12 protein-coding genes and 1 pseudogene are annotated in these 17308 nt (G+C 51.0%); 8 read left to right on the plus strand and 5 right to left on the minus strand.

What is annotated here, in order from left to right:
* Positions 1 to 473 precede the first annotated feature (473 nt).
* The 3 genes from LT40_RS07095 to LT40_RS07105 form a co-directional block, all read right to left on the minus strand.
* The gene (locus LT40_RS07095) at positions 474 to 1709 is read right to left on the minus strand and encodes an aromatic ring-hydroxylating oxygenase subunit alpha (RefSeq protein ID WP_043193421.1); all 1236 of its coding nucleotides are present in this window, start codon (positions 1707 to 1709) and stop codon (positions 474 to 476) included.
* A gap of 307 nt (positions 1710 to 2016) precedes the next feature.
* On the minus strand, positions 2017 to 3378 hold the full coding sequence (locus LT40_RS07100) for an MmgE/PrpD family protein (RefSeq protein WP_043188177.1): 1362 nt from the start codon (positions 3376 to 3378) through the stop codon (positions 2017 to 2019).
* A 184-nt stretch (positions 3379 to 3562) separates the two neighbouring features.
* Positions 3563 to 4522 (minus strand): LysR family transcriptional regulator, encoded by a 960-nt coding sequence (locus tag LT40_RS07105; RefSeq protein WP_043188181.1) that lies wholly within the window; start codon positions 4520 to 4522, stop codon positions 3563 to 3565.
* A 363-nt stretch (positions 4523 to 4885) separates the two neighbouring features.
* On the opposite strand from LT40_RS07105, the gene LT40_RS07110 reads away from it, so the two are divergent.
* The 8 genes and pseudogenes from LT40_RS07110 (at position 4886) to LT40_RS21130 (ending at position 14524) form a co-directional block, all read left to right on the plus strand.
* The gene (locus LT40_RS07110) at positions 4886 to 5920 is read left to right on the plus strand and encodes a quaternary amine ABC transporter ATP-binding protein (RefSeq protein WP_043188184.1); all 1035 of its coding nucleotides are present in this window, start codon (positions 4886 to 4888) and stop codon (positions 5918 to 5920) included.
* A 38-nt stretch (positions 5921 to 5958) separates the two neighbouring features.
* On the plus strand, positions 5959 to 6912 hold the full coding sequence (proW, locus tag LT40_RS07115; protein ID WP_043188187.1) for a glycine betaine/L-proline ABC transporter permease ProW: 954 nt from the start codon (positions 5959 to 5961) through the stop codon (positions 6910 to 6912).
* A gap of 41 nt (positions 6913 to 6953) precedes the next feature.
* Positions 6954 to 7979 (plus strand): glycine betaine/L-proline ABC transporter substrate-binding protein ProX, encoded by a 1026-nt coding sequence (proX, locus tag LT40_RS07120; RefSeq protein WP_043188190.1) that lies wholly within the window; start codon positions 6954 to 6956, stop codon positions 7977 to 7979.
* Positions 7980 to 8199: 220 nt separating this feature from the next.
* Entirely contained in the window at positions 8200 to 9516 is a 1317-nt protein-coding gene (locus tag LT40_RS07125; RefSeq protein ID WP_148308523.1) for an NAD(P)/FAD-dependent oxidoreductase, read from the plus strand.
* A gap of 113 nt (positions 9517 to 9629) precedes the next feature.
* Positions 9630 to 10958 (plus strand): annotated as a pseudogene (locus tag LT40_RS07130) (MFS transporter).
* Between the two features lie 59 nt (positions 10959 to 11017).
* Positions 11018 to 11920: a dihydrodipicolinate synthase family protein gene (locus LT40_RS07135; protein ID WP_043188193.1), complete on the plus strand. Its 903-nt coding sequence runs from the start codon at positions 11018 to 11020 to the stop codon at positions 11918 to 11920.
* A 1-nt stretch (position 11921) separates the two neighbouring features.
* Positions 11922 to 13412 (plus strand): aldehyde dehydrogenase, encoded by a 1491-nt coding sequence (locus tag LT40_RS07140; RefSeq protein WP_043188195.1) that lies wholly within the window; start codon positions 11922 to 11924, stop codon positions 13410 to 13412.
* 98 nt (positions 13413 to 13510) lie between these two features.
* Positions 13511 to 14524 (plus strand): GlxA family transcriptional regulator, encoded by a 1014-nt coding sequence (locus tag LT40_RS21130; protein WP_043188197.1) that lies wholly within the window; start codon positions 13511 to 13513, stop codon positions 14522 to 14524.
* A 265-nt stretch (positions 14525 to 14789) separates the two neighbouring features.
* On the opposite strand, the gene yddG is transcribed toward LT40_RS21130, so the two are convergent.
* The gene (yddG, locus tag LT40_RS21135) at positions 14790 to 15716 is read right to left on the minus strand and encodes an aromatic amino acid DMT transporter YddG (RefSeq protein ID WP_272945807.1); all 927 of its coding nucleotides are present in this window, start codon (positions 15714 to 15716) and stop codon (positions 14790 to 14792) included.
* Between the two features lie 244 nt (positions 15717 to 15960).
* Positions 15961 to 16977, minus strand: a complete 1017-nt coding sequence (locus tag LT40_RS07150; protein WP_237749286.1) for a GlxA family transcriptional regulator — start codon at positions 16975 to 16977, stop codon at positions 15961 to 15963.
* Positions 16978 to 17308 lie beyond the last annotated feature (331 nt).

Below are 17308 nucleotides of genomic sequence, written 5' to 3' on the forward strand. Positions count from 1 at the left end.
CGCGAGGCATTGATACAGTTGAAAGTTTTACAAGGTATGTCAATTTATGCTGGATAGCGATTTCGACTCTAAAGTCGAGCTTACCATCGGCTCCTTTAGGCGCCTGCACAGCAACGCTGAGAACTGGACGTCTGCTTCATGAGCTAGGGAGGGGAGGTTCAGGCCCGAGGCTGATGACGAGTATCGCTTGGATGCAGAGGCGTTAGCTAGAAGTCACCTCCGGCCAGATCATGTGCTTCTGACTGGTATGCGTCCCCAGTATGGGGGGATCGACTTGCTCCTGCTGTTTTGGCAGTACCAGCCATTCCTACGTCAAGATGCTAGTTCCTGCCGTCTAGAACGATGTGCATCAACGTCATCTGGGTCATCTGGGTCAGTTTGTAGATAGTTTTCTAAAGCGCTTACTCATCGATAATTCCGCTATCGATGTCGCCATCAGGAGGTGATTAGGATCACCTCCATCCACCGCTGACTTAGCTCACTGATTTTAAAGGGATCGGCCCTTGGAGACGGTCTAGCATGGTGTTGCAGTACCAATCATCGAATTGGCAAACGCCGGTTTCGGCAGTTTCAGAAAACGGGCCAGGTTCAAACGAGGGGGAGGTCACGCCACGCTGCGTACCTTCCACCAGTGTCCTATCTTGGTCATTCGTTGCGATCCAAACCTTGGTCAGGCGATCAAGGTCGTAGTCGACGCCTTCCATTGCCGTGTTATGGACTAACCACTTAGTGGTTACCAATGTTTCAGTTGCGCTGATAGGCAGCACACGAAAGCTCAACGCGTGGTCACCTAAAAAATGGTTCCAGGTCGACGGGTAATTGAAGTACAGCAACGCGCCAATGTCCGGCTCTCCGGATTTGTCCAAACGACCATTTACCGCAGGCTTGCCGTCCATCGTGTAGCTGACTGCACCTGACGACAAGGGAATTCTGGTCATGCGGAAACGACCATGAATGTCCATGACCAAACGGCTAGGAAGACCTGCCTTTTCGCACTTGTTCCAGTAAGCCGTTAGCTCCGGATCATCTTCACCACTCGTGCCGCCCACTGAAAGATTGTCTACAAACGAGTTCAAAAGCTCAGGGTGAGAGCCATCGCAGTGGTAGCATTCACGATTATTCTCGAATACGAGCTTCCAGTTCCCCTTTTCGATGATGTTAGACTCGAAAGCGACTTTGCAGTCCTCCAGATTATGCGGTGCAACGAACGGATCTACTGCATTACGAAAGGATTCAAAATCAGGCTTTACGACACCAACGCACACGTAGATGAACGTATTAACCACTTCGCAATGCACAGGCTTGAGATTGTATTGGCTTTTATCAAAGTCCTGGCCCATATTGCCAGCAAAGAGCAATTTGCCATCGAGCTCGAAAGTCCACTTGTGGTACGGGCATACGAGCTTGGCGACTTTACCTTGTGCAGCTTCACAGACTTTAGCGCCGCGATGGCGACATGCATTATGAAATGCTCTCACTTCGCCATCTTTACTGCGTACGATAACTACAGGGTAGTCACCGACCTGGAGAGTAATATACTGACCCGGCTTTGCGACTTCGAATGTATGACCGGCAAAAATCCAATCCTTGTGCCATATCTGTTCTAGATCTTGACGGTATACTTCTTCGCTGCTATAAAGCGCGCCTGGTAATGAATGGTTGGGCTTGCGCTGAGAAACTAGGTCAAAGACGGTTTTTTTGGAATCCATATTATTCTCCAGGATGCAAACCTTCGGGGCCATATCTAAATCTAGCGTGGTAATATCGTCTGTGTTCCAAAGCAGTCAACGGCGTTGACTGGTACCCATTACGCCTTGGTTGAATGAACTAGACATGAACGCCTTTTGAGATCAACTGAATAGCTAGGTATGGCCATCGCTCACTCATGGCTGATGACCGCAGCCTATACCCGCTGATCATCTCGGATCAAACTACATTTCATGTAGACAATGAATGAGCGCAGGTTATGAGTCCACAGTGCTTGCACGTGTCTCGACGCGTAGGCTGCCATGCGCTTCAGGCTGACTGATGCACGTTCGCATGCGAATTTAGGAAAATTACCGAAAGCGAGTCCACAGCCGACGACGACAGCTCCAAGCTTTTTACTGCAATTTTGATTTCTTCGCGGCTTGCTTTGTCTAGCAACACTGATGCGAACATATCGTATTTGCTTTCGAGCTCCCCTAACGTCATCGCAGATTCGGGATCACCCTTCGCTGCCGTGGTTTTGCTGCTAAAAATAGTGCCGTTGACCATGGTAACAATGACTCTGGACAATATCTCTTGCGGAAAACGCCTCGACAGATCATCAGCCTCGACTATCTCAATTTTAGCGCTTATCGCAAGGATATCAGGAGCAAAGATTGAGTCGCCCGTAACCTCTTCAGGGCCGACCTTGCCCCTTACAATCAATGCCGCGAGGGGGAATGCGAGCGCATATTGGGCCTCGTCGGCATTGGATGGTCTATGGCCCTGTAGGCAAACCGACTCAAAAAAGGTCTCGACACGAATAGTCTCTATCTGAGCCACGTTGATACAGGGATGAGCTTCCAGCAGTTCCACCATTGCTGTGAGCGCGGGTTGGGCCCACCGGCAGACGGGCCAAGGCTTGAAGTATTGGCTATCTATCTCCCATCGATGCCCTAGATCTTCCCAAAACGCCGCGACGGATGCGTCCTCTATGGTTTCTGCCGGTGCCCCAGTCATACCTTCTTTTGCCATTAGCAAAGCATTCAAGCCCACGAATGCCCCAGAGCCATGGCCATCGCGCAGCATCGTCGGCGATTGCACAACGCGCATCATCGGGCAACGAGCACTGAAATATTCTGCGATCCCTAACGCGTGCCGAAGCGTTGATTCGTCGAAATCTAGCAGTCTGGCCCCAGCACATACGACGCCGATTGCCGAGAATGCTCCCGAAGCGTGATAGGTGGGTGATGTAGCCATTAGAGCCACACCGGCGCGTAAAGCGGTCTCGTAGCCAATACACAAAGCCGTCAACAATTCGAAACCGCTTATTGGCTTTCCTTGATGGGCCAATGCATCCGCCAGAGAGAGCAACGCGGGCACAACTGTTGCGCCAGCATGTCCCTTGGAGGTGAAATGGCCTTCATGCGCGTCTAGGCTATCGGCAGTGAATCCGCCCGCCCAGCTTGCTCCAAGAACGTTTACTCTGTGGCCGTCAAATATCAGTCGGCTGGTAAATTCACCGCCCGGGTAATGCGCCCGGGCGTATCGGCGGATTGCCTTACTCGTATCATTGCCAGTTGCGCCTGCCATGACACCAAGGATGTCCAACAGACTATTTTTAAGAATTTGTTGAGTCTTGGCTGGAGCTTGGTCAAAGTGAAAATCACGGCAGAACTGGAAAAGCGACATCCATAAGCTCCTTTGAATGATCTCGCTTGGCTAAACTTGGCCCGCGTCACCCTACGATGAGCGCGTCCGTGCAAATGAGCGAGCAACATTTTCTAGGTGCTATCGATAACTTTATGTGATGAGGCATAGAGGTTGGTGCCTAAGGCATGCCTCTGGACGTATGACGGCTATGACGAAAAAAAGCCTAGCGTCTCGGAAATTTGCCGAGCATCCATTCGCGAAATCTACGTAAGGCCTCATCGTTATCCGAGTTCTCTTTGCATGCAAGGTAGTGGCAGCTATTGCGCAGCTGCACTCGATCAGCAATGGGCCTGATGAGAAGACCTTTCTCGATCAGTCCGCTTACCAGATGATTCCAGCCCAATGCTATACCCTGATGAGTGAGTACCATACTAATGATCAAATTGTAGTCATTGGCATTGAAGATCGGTGGACTGCTAGGAGGACGGTCATCTAGGTCAACGGCCTGGAAGGCAAACCAGACGCCCCAATCGACGTGTTCGGCTACCTGCGAACGGCCATAAGGGCTCAGGTTGAGCAAAGCTGAATCACGAATCCCTTCCAGTGAGATGAGCTCAGGATGCTGCTCCAGAAAAGCCGGCGTGCAAACTGGATAAATCAGGTCATGGCACAAATGGTAGTTTTTGTACCCGTCGCGTATGCGCGCAATCTTGGTGATGAACGCGTCGGGCTGGACACCTGGTTCCATGGTTAGAAAATTCTGCGTGGTAATAAGATTAAGCTCGATACCTTCGCTTTGGGCAAAAAATTCCGGCAAATTGCTTGATAGCCATAGTGCAGAGAATGCGGGTGAGCAACAGATAGTCAGCACACGTTTCTCGGACTGGGCGCTGCGTATACGCTCTGCAGCCTGAGCGATATTAACGAACGACAGATGAGCGGCATCGAAAAATAAAGCCCCTGCTGGAGTCAGTTCCACCGCGCGGCCGACCCGCGTGAAAAGTGCTGCGCCGAGATGAACTTCAAGCTCCTTGATCTGACGGCTAATCGCTGCCTGCGAGACGCACAGAGCTTCAGCCGCACGGGTGAAGCTCTCGTACTTTGCAGCTGCTACAAATGCCTTGACTGCGCGTAATGACGGCATCTTGAGCAGAATTGCATCCGGGTCAACGTGCTTCGACATGCGAAACCTCCTGTCAGTGCCGCTGTGCTAGATCGCCGGCGAGGGTATAGGAACAGAGCCTCCGAGTGGCAGCTCGATGTCGTTTTCGATGCGCTTAAGTCGCTCGCTGGCACGCCGCAGCCTCTAGCCTGCCTGTAGCGCCAATCTATAACCCTACGTTATCCAATTATACCTGTAAATGTTGTTGGATCTGATGAGGTATTGGGCATAGATTGGAAAAACACCCTAATTCCTGGGGGTAAAAATAAAAAATCAAGGAAATCGTTGAGATGAAAAAATTTCAATACCACTGCCCATCACAAATAATTTCGCGCGTCTACGCGTCGCTTATTGCGATGTGCGCTGCTGCGAAGGAGGCAAGGTATGAATAACTCTGACGATATAATATCCGTCCAGAACGTGTACAAGGTTTTTGGAGCGCAACCAAACGTGGCCATGAACATGCTGCGTGATGGAGCCACAAAAGCCGAGGTATTTGAAACAACTGGACAAGTCATCGGCGTATTCAACGCAAGCTTCTCTGTCAAGCGTGGCGAAATCTTCGTAATCATGGGGCTTTCCGGGTCAGGAAAATCCACCATGGTGCGTCTCTTCAATCGATTGATAGAACCTACCTCCGGCTCTATTTTTCTGAACGGCAAAGAAATTACAGGTCTAGCTGATAAGGATCTGCTGCAGGTGCGCCGAAAAGATATGGGTATGGTTTTCCAGTCTTTCGCGCTTATGCCCCATATGAGCGTGATCGATAACGTAAGCTTTGGACTCGAAATCAGCGGTGTCAGCGAAAAAGAACGTTACAGCCGCTCAGTGATCGCGCTTCGGCAGGTCGGCTTGGCAGGCCAAGAATATAGCTACCCTCATCAATTGTCTGGTGGCATGCAGCAGCGCGTTGGTCTGGCCCGCGCATTGGCTAATGACCCTGCCATCCTTCTGATGGACGAAGCCTTCTCAGCGCTTGATCCCATGATTCGTAGCGAGATGCAGGGGGAGCTGATCAAGCTTCAGGCTGAGCAGAACCGTACGATCATTTTCATTTCGCACGACATCGAAGAAGCCGTTCGTATCGGTCACCGTATCGCAATCATGGAGGGTGGCCGTGTGGTTCAGATTGGAACGCCACGCGAATTGCTTTGCAATCCCGTGAACAAATACGTCAAGGATTTTTTCGAAGGTTTCGATACCAGTCGCATCCTGCGCGCCGGGGATATTGCGCAATTGGACTCGGGGATTGTTTTTGAGCCAGGCCGACATACGCCTATCAATGCTGACGCCTTATTAAAAGAGATTGTGTCCGTCGTTGCCACCTCGCAGACCCCTATACCCGTCGTGGATAGCAAGGGCATGTATAAAGGTACGATTTCGCAAGGTCATCTTCTAAGCTGCTTGAGCAGCCGCTAAATCTACGATCAGCTTCCGGGCCGTTTCTGAGGTGGGCTATGTCTGACTTTAATATTCTTGATCCTTTTAAAACTTTAAATGTGCCGCTTGGAACATGGATTGAAGGTGTTCTGAAATATCTCGTGCAAAATTTCCGTGATGTTTTCCGATCGATTCGGTGGCCTGTAGACCAGGTATTGGATGGCATTCAAGCCGGGTTGCTTTCGGCACCACCTACAGTGTTTATAATCTTAGCCGCCCTGATCAGTTGGCAGATCGGTGGTAAAAGAATTGCGATATTTACCTTCGCCACACTCACAGCTCTAGGCTTGATAGGTGTATGGAACGATGCAATGGTTACTCTGGCACTTGTACTGACGTCGCTTTTCTTCTGCGCCGTCATCGGGATTCCGTTGGGAATAATGAGCGCGCGGAGCGATCGGCTTGAAATGGTTATCCGGCCAGTGCTGGATGCCATGCAGACCTTGCCTGCCTTCGTATACCTCGTGCCAGTAGTGATGCTCTTCGGTATCGGCAACGTCCCCGGAGTGATTGTCACCATAATTTTTTCGGTGGCACCGTTAGTGCGCCTTACGAACCTAGGCATCCGCCAAGTACCCGAAGACAAGGTTGAAGCCGCTAGAGCGTTCGGTTGCACGGCCACGCAAATGCTCTTGAAAGTCCAACTGCCGCTCGCTGCACCAACGATGATGGCCGGTCTTAATCAGACTCTTATGCTCTCTCTCTCAATGGTGGTTGTCGCCTCCATGATCTCTGTGGGCGGTCTCGGTCTGATGGTGCTCAGTGGTATTGGCAGGCTTGACATGGGGCTTGCCAGTGTCGGCGGAGCGGGCTTGGTACTCCTGGCTGTTTTCCTTGATCGGCTAACGCAAGCGATGGGTGAGCGCAGTAAGGATCTTGCAACAGGTCAACGTTGGTACGAGACCGGCCCAATCGGCCTGGTAATGAAGCTCAAAAAGAAGAAGACAATAAAAAATGTAATAACACATTAAATTTCCTGCTCACCCAAAACAACCTTCAAGCGTGGTGACATATGAACCCTGCAAATTTAAAAAAAACCGTAGTTGCAAGTCTAGTAGCTTCGGTTCTTGGTACGGCGCTTACCTTTGGAGCGTTCGCTGCTGACGCCAACAAGCCTGGTGATGGTAAATCCATTACTCCTATTTTCCCATCTATCGCCGAAGAACGGTTTCGTGGTGAGGTTGCAATAGCAGGGTTGAAAGATCTCGGTTACGACGTGAAGCAACCAAAGGAGGTCGATTACCCGGCAATGTTCTTGGCACTGTCCTACGGTGATGCCGACTTTACCGTGCATGAATGGGGTGCGCTGCACGAGGGGTTTTATAACAAAGCCGGCGGCAACGATGTGATGGTGAAGGTCGGCGAAGTTATGAAAGGTGTCTTGCAGGGGTACATGATCGATAAGAAAACAGCAGATGCCTACAATATCAAGGATTTGTCAGATCTAAAAAAGCCTGATATCGCGAAGCTTTTCGACAGCAATGGCGATGGCAAGGCCGATCTCACTGGATGTAACCCCGGATGGGGATGTGAGGTCATGGTTGAGTACCATATGAAAGCCTATGGTCTTGAGCCTACAGTCGTTAACAATCGTGGCTCCTACTTTGCGCTCATGGCAGATACAATCTCGCGATACGAACAAGGTAAGCCGATCCTGTTTTTCACTTGGGTACCTCAATGGATCGCCGGTGTTCTAGTAGAAGGACGAGACGTGGTATGGCTTCCTGTGCCGTTTACATCTCTTCCTGACGGCAAAGAGCCCAAAGACACTTTCTACAATGGGAAAAATCTGGGCTTCCCGGTAGATACTGTCTACGCAGTGATGAATAAAGAATACTCTGAAGAGAACCCAGTCGCGACGAAGTTTTTGTCTGAGGTGCATATCACTACGGCAGATGAAAGTGCGCAGAACCTTCGCATGCAGAAGGGTGAAAAATCTTTAGCTGATATCAAGCGCCATGCGGCCGAGTGGATCAAAGCGCACCAGGCGGAGTATGACGGTTGGCTAGCAGATGCAAGAGCTGCTGCAAAGAAATGATAAATAGCATGATTAATTTGTTGGGTCGTGTCCTTGCTCGTGCCAGTGTTAGGGGTTAGATGATAGCCTCTATCACTTACATGGCAGTTATTGCAAGCTATCGCTGATACGTACGTGTTAACGGGCGCTTACAGCTGCACGCTTAACATATTATTAGCGCTGTTACCTGTCATCGGTTTATGTCTATGGCAGGCAACCTCAACTATTGATGGTCATGATCATGAAAGTTACTTCGCTGCCTGCGGATGATAAAAGCTGTGGATGGTTCCATCTGAGCTATCCACGCAAACCCGAACCTACTCACTCAGGGCATAGGAATGCTCACTGGGTCGTGGTGGGCGCGGGATTTACTGGCTTGGCGGCAGCGCGACAGTTAGCACTACGCTTTCCCGACGAAGAGATTGTGCTTGTTGAGGCTCAAGAGGTAGGTCTTGGCCCTTCTGGAAGGAATGCCGGCTTTGCCATCGATCTGCCTCATGATATTTCTGCGGAAGATTACATTGGCGATATTGAGCTCGCCAAAATCAGTCTTAAGCTGAACCTAGCAGGGCAATCCATCCTGAAGGATCTGGTAAGCCAGCACGCTATCGACTGTCAGTTGAAGGCGTGTGGGAAATACCAGGCTGCAGTCGAAGAACGTGGCATCTCAGTTTTGGAGGCTTATCGCAAGGGACTCGACAAGCTTGATCAGCCCTATCAAATGATTAGCGCCGATGAGCTACCTGATCATCTTGGGACACATTTCTATCGAAAGGCGCTTTACACCCCGGGTGCTGTATTGATCCAGCCCTCTGCTCTGGTGAAAGGTCTGGCAGACAGCCTTCCTTCGAATGTCACTCTCTATGAGCGTACGCCGATCACGGATGTTGAGTACGGCACCAAAACGGTTTTGAAGCATGCACATGGCAGTATCACTGCCGACAAACTGGTGTTGGCCAATAACTCGTTCGGTATGCGCTTCGGTTTCTTACAAGGTCGTATGCTGCCTATCTACACCTACGGCAGTATCACTCGGCAGCTTACTGAAGATGAGCAATCTGCCTTGGGCGGCAAACCCTTCTGGGGGGCCATCCCTGCGGATCCTTTCGGGACGACGGTAAGACGCACGCCTGACAACCGATTGCTCATTAGAAATAGCTTCAGCTTCAATCCTGATGGACGCAGCAACCAGAAGTTTAACGATCGCTTCGTGCGTCGTCACAAAGCGTCATTCGATGTTCGTTTCCCAATGCTTCCTGACGTGAACTTCGAATACACCTGGGGCGGAGCGTTGGCAATGTCGCGCAACCATAACGGTTTCTTTGGCGAACTGGCTCCCAATGTCTACGGTGCCTTGGGCTGTAATGGGTTAGGGGTTACGCGAGGCACTATCACAGGTACGCTTCTCGCGGACTGGTTAGCGGGCGATCAGGATCCTTTGATCGATTATCTTTTAGGGGCTCCACGCCCCAATACTAACCCACCTCAACCCTTCCTTTCTATGGGTGTAAATATGAACTTAAAGTGGGGGCAGTACCGCGCTGGACGTGAGAGCTGATAGCCGACTTTTGCCGTTAGCGAAAGTGTCAGGTCGTTGGCGGTGTGAGATTGCAAAGAGATCCGTTGTAATGCGGTCTATCAGCGGATGAACTGGAGAAGGATAAGCACGGAATGAAAGATAGTATTGTTTCGATTGAAGACGTACCCCTTAGTGGGTTTCATCGACTCCTGACGATTAGATCAGCAGGTGGATCCTTCGTAGACGGATACGTCTTAAGCATTATTGGCGTCGCGTTGGTGCATATGTCCACCTCGTTGGCTCTAGACGATTTTTGGGAAGGGATGATTGCGGCTTCCGCGTTGATCGGCATCTTCTTTGGTGGCTTTCTGGGAGTATGGTTGACTGATGTATTAGGGAGAAAACGTCTCCTGTTTTTTGGGCCGACTTTATTTGTAGTCGCTTCATTGGCACAGTGTTGGGTAGATTCGGCACCGGTGCTATTTTTTCTCAGACTGGTTCTTGGGGTGGCTGTGGGTATCGAATACCCGGTTGCTACATCATTGCTCGTTGAATTTTTGCCTAAAAAATATCGTGGCCCGAGGCTGGCAATGCTTACCATTCTGTGGTTCGCAGGGGCTGCAAGCGCCTACATTGTGGGGGAAGTCGCTTTCAGGATATGGGGCTCTGACATATGGCGCCTGGTGCTTGCGAGCGCGGCGGTGATTGGAGCGCTTTTGTTCCTGATTCGCTTAGGCACCCCTGAGTCGCCTCGCTGGTTGCTCAGTAAGGGGCGAGACGCAGAGGCGGAGGCTGTGATCAAGAAAGTCTACGGAGTTAACTTTTCTCTGGCCAACCTACCGGAGCAATGTCAGGGCGAGAAAATAACAATCTGGAACCTATTGCACTCTGGGTATGGGAAGCGAATGCTTTTTGTCATCGTTTTCTGGACTTGCTCGGTCGTGCCGTTATTCGCGGTGTATGCATTCGCACCGAAGGTACTTGCAGCGCTTAACTTGAAAGGTGATATGGCATCGTTAGGATCCATAGCAATCACTTTGTTCTTTGTTGTAGGATGTTTCATCTCTGCCCAGATAATTAATTTGGTTGGTCGAAGGAACCTACTGATCTATAGCTCTCTTTGTTCTGTCCTCGCTTTGTTAGGGCTTGGATGGAGTCATACTGGATCAGGTTTTCTTATACTGTTTTTCTTCGCCATTTATGCATTGTTTATTGGAGGCGCTCAGGTACTCACGCTTGTTTATCCAAATTAATTATTTCCAACAGAGATCAGGGCGCTTGCTGTAGGGATAGGCACATCGCTATCTCGCATAGGAGCAGCAATTGGGACATACCTCGTTCCACTGTCGCTGAGCTCTCTTGGTATTGCCCAAACGATGTATGTAGCTGCAGGTGTAACGCTTGTCGGATTGGTCTTGGCATGTGTTCTTGCACCTGAAACTCGCTCGTTAAGCCTGCAGCAGGCGGCGTCACTAAATTAACCGGCAGCCGATTCAGCTAAGCCGTATGGGATCTTAAATTGACCATTGGAGGCTACACCATGAACTTTGACGGCATCTTCACACCCGCCATCACTCCGTTGACGTCGGACGGTAAAATCGATCATCTCGCATTTGTCGAAGTGCTCGAATACCTCATCGATTCAAAGGTGCATGGGGTCATCATTGGCGGCTCCACGGGCGAATATTATGCTCACTCGTCTGAAGAACGTATTGAGCTGGCCAAACGAGCGAAAGCCGTTATTGGCAATCGTTTGCCCCTGGTGATCGGTACGGGCGCGATTCGTACTGAAGACTCAGTGCATTTCGCCCAAGGTGCTCGGGAAATAAAAGCTGACGCGATTTTGGTAGGTTCGCCGCCTTACGCACTTCCGACCCAGAACGAAATTGCAGCCCATGTGCTAGCCGTCGATCAAGCCGCCGGCCTGCCTATCATGCTTTATAACTATCCCGCACGAATGGGCGTAGCGATGGGTGACGATTTTTTCGACGCGGTAGCCGGCTGCAAAAACATTGTCGCGATCAAAGAAAGCTCTGGCGAAATGGCGCGGCTACACCGCTTGGCCACAGCTCATCCCTCTATCCAGATTTCCTGCGGCTGGGATGACCAAGCACTCGAATTTTTCGCTTGGGGCGCCCGCAGTTGGGTCTGTGCTGGATCCAATTTTATTCCTCGTGAGCATGTGGCGCTTTATGAAGCCTGCGTCCTTGAGAAAAACTTTGAAAAAGGTCGACGCATCATGGGCGCGATATTGCCGCTCATGGATTTCCTCGAAACAGGCAAATTCGTGCAGTCCATTAAGTATGGAAGCGAGCTGAGTGGCCTTCACCCTGGCGGTGTCCGCGCCCCACTCAAAGGGTTGGAAGAATCTGAGAAGGCTGAACTCAAGGCGGTCGTGGCAACCCTTAAACAGAACGTAGCGAAAATTACTGGGGAGATGTGAAATGACAGAGTTGCTTAGCAAAGAAGCGTATCTAGAACTGGCGGGTAAGCTCAAATACCGCACCCAGGCATTCATTGACGGCAAATTCTGCAGTGCGAAATCTGGCAAAACATTCGCTACTGCCAATCCGGCAACCGGTGAGCATCTCGCTGATATAGCCGCATGCGATACCCAAGACGTTGACTTAGCAGTATCCAGTGCAAAAGCTGCTTTCGAGGATGGCCGTTGGAGTTCTCTATCTCCAGCCTCTCGGAAATCGGTGTTGCTTGGGTTTGCCCAGTTGCTGGAAGACAATGCCCATGAGTTGGCAGTGTTGGAAAGCCTGGACAGCGGCAAACCTATCCGGGAATGTCAGAACACTGACATTCCCGAGACCATCAATACCATTCGGTGGCACGCTGAGCTGGGCGACAAAATCTACGATGCAACGGCACCCGTGGGCTCTGGCGCCGTAACAATGGTTGTACGAGAGCCCATTGGTGTCGTAGGCCTCGTGTTGCCGTGGAACTTCCCTCTACTCATGCTTGCATGGAAAATCGGCCCCGCACTTGCCGCTGGGTGTTCGCTTGTCGTTAAACCTGCCGCAGAGACGACGCTGAGCACTCTACGGGTGGCTGAACTAGCCTATAAGGCCGGTATCCCTGCGGGCGTGCTCAACATCGTCCCTGGCAGCGGCAAGGAGGCTGGTGAACCGATAGGCCGCCATCCAGACATTGCCATGATCAGCTTTACTGGCTCAACAGACACGGGCCGCCGTTTCCTCAAATACTCAAGCGAATCCAACCTAAAACGGGTTGTTCTTGAGTGCGGAGGGAAGAATCCAGCGGTTGTGATGGACGACGTGGAAGACGTAGATCAGGTGGCGCAGCACGTAGTGAATGGCGCTTTCTGGAATATGGGTGAGAACTGCTCGGCCTCCTCACGCCTAATTGTTCACAAGGACATCAAGGATGAGCTTATCAAGCGCATGGGCGTCCATTTGCGTGACTGGCAAATGGGTGATCCGCTCGATCCAGACAACCGTCTAGGATCCATGATCAGCAAGGCTCATTTCGAGAAAGTTCGATCCTATATTGACCAGGCTACTGACGAAAAACTTGAGTTTCTGGTAGGTGGCGGTGTTGGCGATTCTATGTTCGTCTCCCCTACGATCATCAATGATGTAAAGCGTGACAGCAGGCTCTTTCAAGAAGAGATCTTTGGCCCTGTGCTGACGGTCACAACGTTTGAAAGCGTTGACGAAGCGATCGAGTTGGCCAATGACACTGCCTACGGTTTAGCAGCGTCCGCTTACACGGGAAACCTGCGCAATGCGCTAAAACTGTCGCGTGGTATTCGTGCAGGCATCGTCACCGTGAACTGCTTTGGTGAGGGTGACGCGTCGACGCCATTTGGGGGCTACAAGGAGTCGGGTTTCGGCGGGCGAGACAAATCGATTTGGGCGCACGATCAGTACACTGAAATTAAGACCATCTGGATTGATGCTTCGTAACGGACGCAGCTAAGCTGCTCCCTGCCACCACCGCGCCAGGTGGTAGGGCGCTTAGCGGACAAATGGTCTGACGGTCAATTTAAGATGAGGGCATTCCATTGGTAGAACGGCGTATTTTCAGCAGCACCAACAGAGGCAAAAATCTAAGGTACCTTGATGACGTAGGAATTAAAGACCTACCTAACCTGAAGGTAGGATTTCTATTGCTCGAAAACTTCTCACTCCCTTCTTTCACACAAGCGCTTGACACGTTGGTGACAGCGAATCTTATCCGCTCGAATTTGTATGAGTCGTCTACTTTTTCTATCGATGGCAAAGAGGTAATGAGTGATTTAGGCATCGTGATCAAACCCGATAATATTCTTTCAAGTTCCTCCCTGGATGCTTGCGCTCTTTTCGTTGTGTGTGGGGGGCTGCGCACTCCTCTGCGGGAAAGCCCTACAATGAAGGCTCTGTTGTTGAAAGCATCAGATAGAGACATCGCGCTGGGCGGTCTATGGAGTGGCGCTTGGTTTCTAGCCACAGCAGGCCTACTGGATGCTTACCAATGCGCTATCCATCCTGAACACCGCTTAGCGCTGGCTGAAGCAGCGCCGCTTAGCTCGGTCACCAGTGAAAGTCATGTAGTGGATCGCAATCGCTATACAGCCGCAAGCCCGCATGGCGCTTTCCACATGATTCTTGACTGGGTAGGAAGGTCGCATGGTGCAGTCTTGGTGGAGGGCATTTCAGGCTTACTAGCGTTCGAGGCTTCTCGCTATCGCAGGTCAAATGCAACGCAACGCCCAAATATGACTGTACCGCTTAGGGAAGTGGTTAAGCTGATGGAGACCAACCTTGAGGAGCCATTGCAACTGGATCAAATCGCTCTGTATGTTGGTAAATCCCGCAGGCAGATCGAAAGAATGTTCAACACGCAGCTCAACACGACGCCATCGAAATATTATCTGGAGCTTCGAGTAACGGAGGGCCGTCGCTTACTCCAGCATTCGACGCTATCTATCGTCCAGGTCGCAGTCACATGTGGGTTTGTCTCTCCCAGTCATTTTAGCAAATGCTACACAGGATATTTTGGGCATTCACCTTCGAAAGAGTTGCGGCTGGAGGTCTGAGTCATTCGTAAAGTAGTATCTGATAGATTATTCCGTCCCGGAGCACTTGCACTGAAATCAGTCGATGGCCAGTGCATACTAAAATATCGTTCCCAAGAAAACTAGTTTTGGCAAACCGAGATAATTTAGGCGATCCCATGCCGTATCAACTATCCTCGGTCTCTCTTCTGATCGTGCTTCCAACAATCCATCATCAGTTATAACTTTCTTCACCGACACATCCCTTTTTAAAGTCACCATTGTGTCGTTAAGACGTAAAGCTTATTTAGAGTTCAGGGGGTACCGTACGCCTTCGGGTAGCTGCCCAGCAAATCAGCGATCCGACAGTCACGAACATGGCGCCCTGCCAAAATTGCGTTGTCACCACTGCACCGAGCCATGCTGCAGCAAAGGCTGAAGAAAGCACTGGTGCAAAATAGGAAACGGTTGCTAGCAACGTCAGGTTCCCGCGTAGGATTCCAACATTCCAGAGTGCGTAGCCGCCTGCCATCGATGTAGCTGCCGCGATTAGCTCTATAGTATTTCTGACAGTAAACAGTCCGATTTGCTGATCGCTAAACGCGTACTTTATCCATAGGGCGATTGCCGTAAGTGTAAAGAAAAAAGCAACCCCATTCTGACCACCAGCGTAACGTCTGGTCACGTTGCAATACAGCGCGAAAATAAGCGCTCCGCTAAGTGAAAGGCTATAGCTAAGCGGATTTGAAGAAATGCGTTCAGCAATTTTCGATACTGCCAACCCGTCTCCGCTTACTACCCACAAGATTCCGAAAAGAGCACATGCTGATCCGGGCACGATGATCCAGCGAGCTTTTTGTCCATTCATTGCTATGGCAAGCATCACTGTGAGGCACGGCCATAGGTAGTTTACGACGCCGAGCTCAATGGCCTGAGCGTTGTCTTGGGCGTAACCCAACGAAAGCGATAAGCAGATCTCATAAGCTACGAACAAAGCGCTTCCTACTATCAGATAGGAGCGTGGCCATTGGCGGATGTGCGGTCGGCCTAGAAAGATGACCAGGAGAAATGCACCTAGGGTATACATGAGCGCAGCGCCGCCAAGGGGGCTAAAAAGCTGGCTTAAACTACGGATTAGCCCAGGAGCTGCACACCAGAGGGCAATGGCAAATAGTCCGCAGACCGTTGCCTTGGCTTCACTGTTCAATATCACCTCTACGACGAGGGTGTCCACGCGAATTGCGATGTTCGATCCCCACGCTACGATTGACGGTACCGCTCTTTTGTACCTGGAGATTGCTTATTAACGACAGAAGCTTGCCTGTCATGGCTGGAGGCCGTGAAATGCAAGCGTTTGATGAGTGCATTCGCAATGTATTGCCGAAAATATGTCATTAGATGAATGAGCAGCGGCGCTGGTAGGAGGCGCTAGCTTGGGGTCTCCAACGCCACAATTAGAATCAGTTCCGCTGCCTCGATCACACCTCATAGCGCTGTTCTTTTGAAGGCGGATAGCCAAAAAAGCTTCGATAGGACTTGCTAAAGTGTGGGCTGGAAACGAAACCACATGCGATAGCGACCTCAGTAATCGGCATGTTTGAGTTCTGAATAAGGCGGCGCGCTTCGGTTATTCGCAGACGCAAATAATATCGCTGTGGTGTGGTGCACAGCTGCTCACGGAACATCCGCTGGATCTGCCGTCTCGAGAGTTGAACACACTCTGCCAGCTGCTCGGGATCTAGAGATTCCTCTAGGTTTGCCTGCATCAGATGAATGATCTCGCGCAAGGGCGCAGTCAAATTCTGCTGGCCACCCGTATCAGGCTTGCGTGAACGAGGTGGATCATAATTGAGTAGCTCAGCGATAGCGTCAGCCAGTTCTTGCCCACACTGCTTTTTGAGCCAGTCCACCATGACGTGGTAAGCGCCAATAGGCGTGGCTGCGGTGAGCCTGTCACGGTCAATAACAGCTGTGTCGGAAGTCACGCTCGCGTATGGAGAGCGCTCGGACAATGCAGAGCGTTGTTCCGGATGAATAGCGCATCGGTATCCATCAAGCAGCCCGGCCTTTCCCAAATACCATGCCCCATTCCAAAGCCCCCCAAGGGCGATCGGCGTCTTGGAAAGCTTCTTCAGGAGGACTGTAAGCCAAGGCGGCGCTATCCTCGTCGTACGAAGACCTCCGCAAATGATCATCAAGTCCAGTTCCGCTATTCGTACGTCCGTAAGCGGAGTGTCCGGCCGAATCGAAATGGCTAGGTCGCTGACGACCTCAGCGCTATTACCCGAAAAAGTTCGGATTTTTACCGCGCCGGGGCTGATTATGTTGGCGGTGGACAGTACAGCTAAGGCCTGTGTAAAGCAGGGCAGAGAAAACCCATCAAGCAATAAAAAACCGATAACTGACGTTTTTTGGTTCGCGCGCTGGGGGGGAGAGCACTGCCGAGCATGCGGCCCTGCTGAGAGCACCGATTGTTTTGCTGTTTCTGTCAACATGGACATACCTTATTGACCAAGCTAGAGCAAATGCAGGCGATTCCAATTGATCCGACTCTGCAATGCTGGTCAGCCCCGTTGGCTGCACGATTCCTACTGGTGCGTTCAGTCTACGGGCAAGGCGGTAACTCAGAAATCTACATTTTTGAAAGGCTTACGATGACGTGCGGTTATCAGCCGCTCCTAAGAAAGCTAGATGAGAAGCTTGCTACGATGCCAGTCGTCCTGTCTCGGTACCCCTTCAACCACAGACGCAGGCCAGCTCTTGGATGTCTGAGATTGGTCGACGTCAGCATCATGGTGGCTATCGCGCTAGCACCGCATCTAGCCT

The organism is Pseudomonas rhizosphaerae, from assembly GCF_000761155.1.
Lineage (GTDB): Bacteria > Pseudomonadota > Gammaproteobacteria > Pseudomonadales > Pseudomonadaceae > Aquipseudomonas > Aquipseudomonas rhizosphaerae.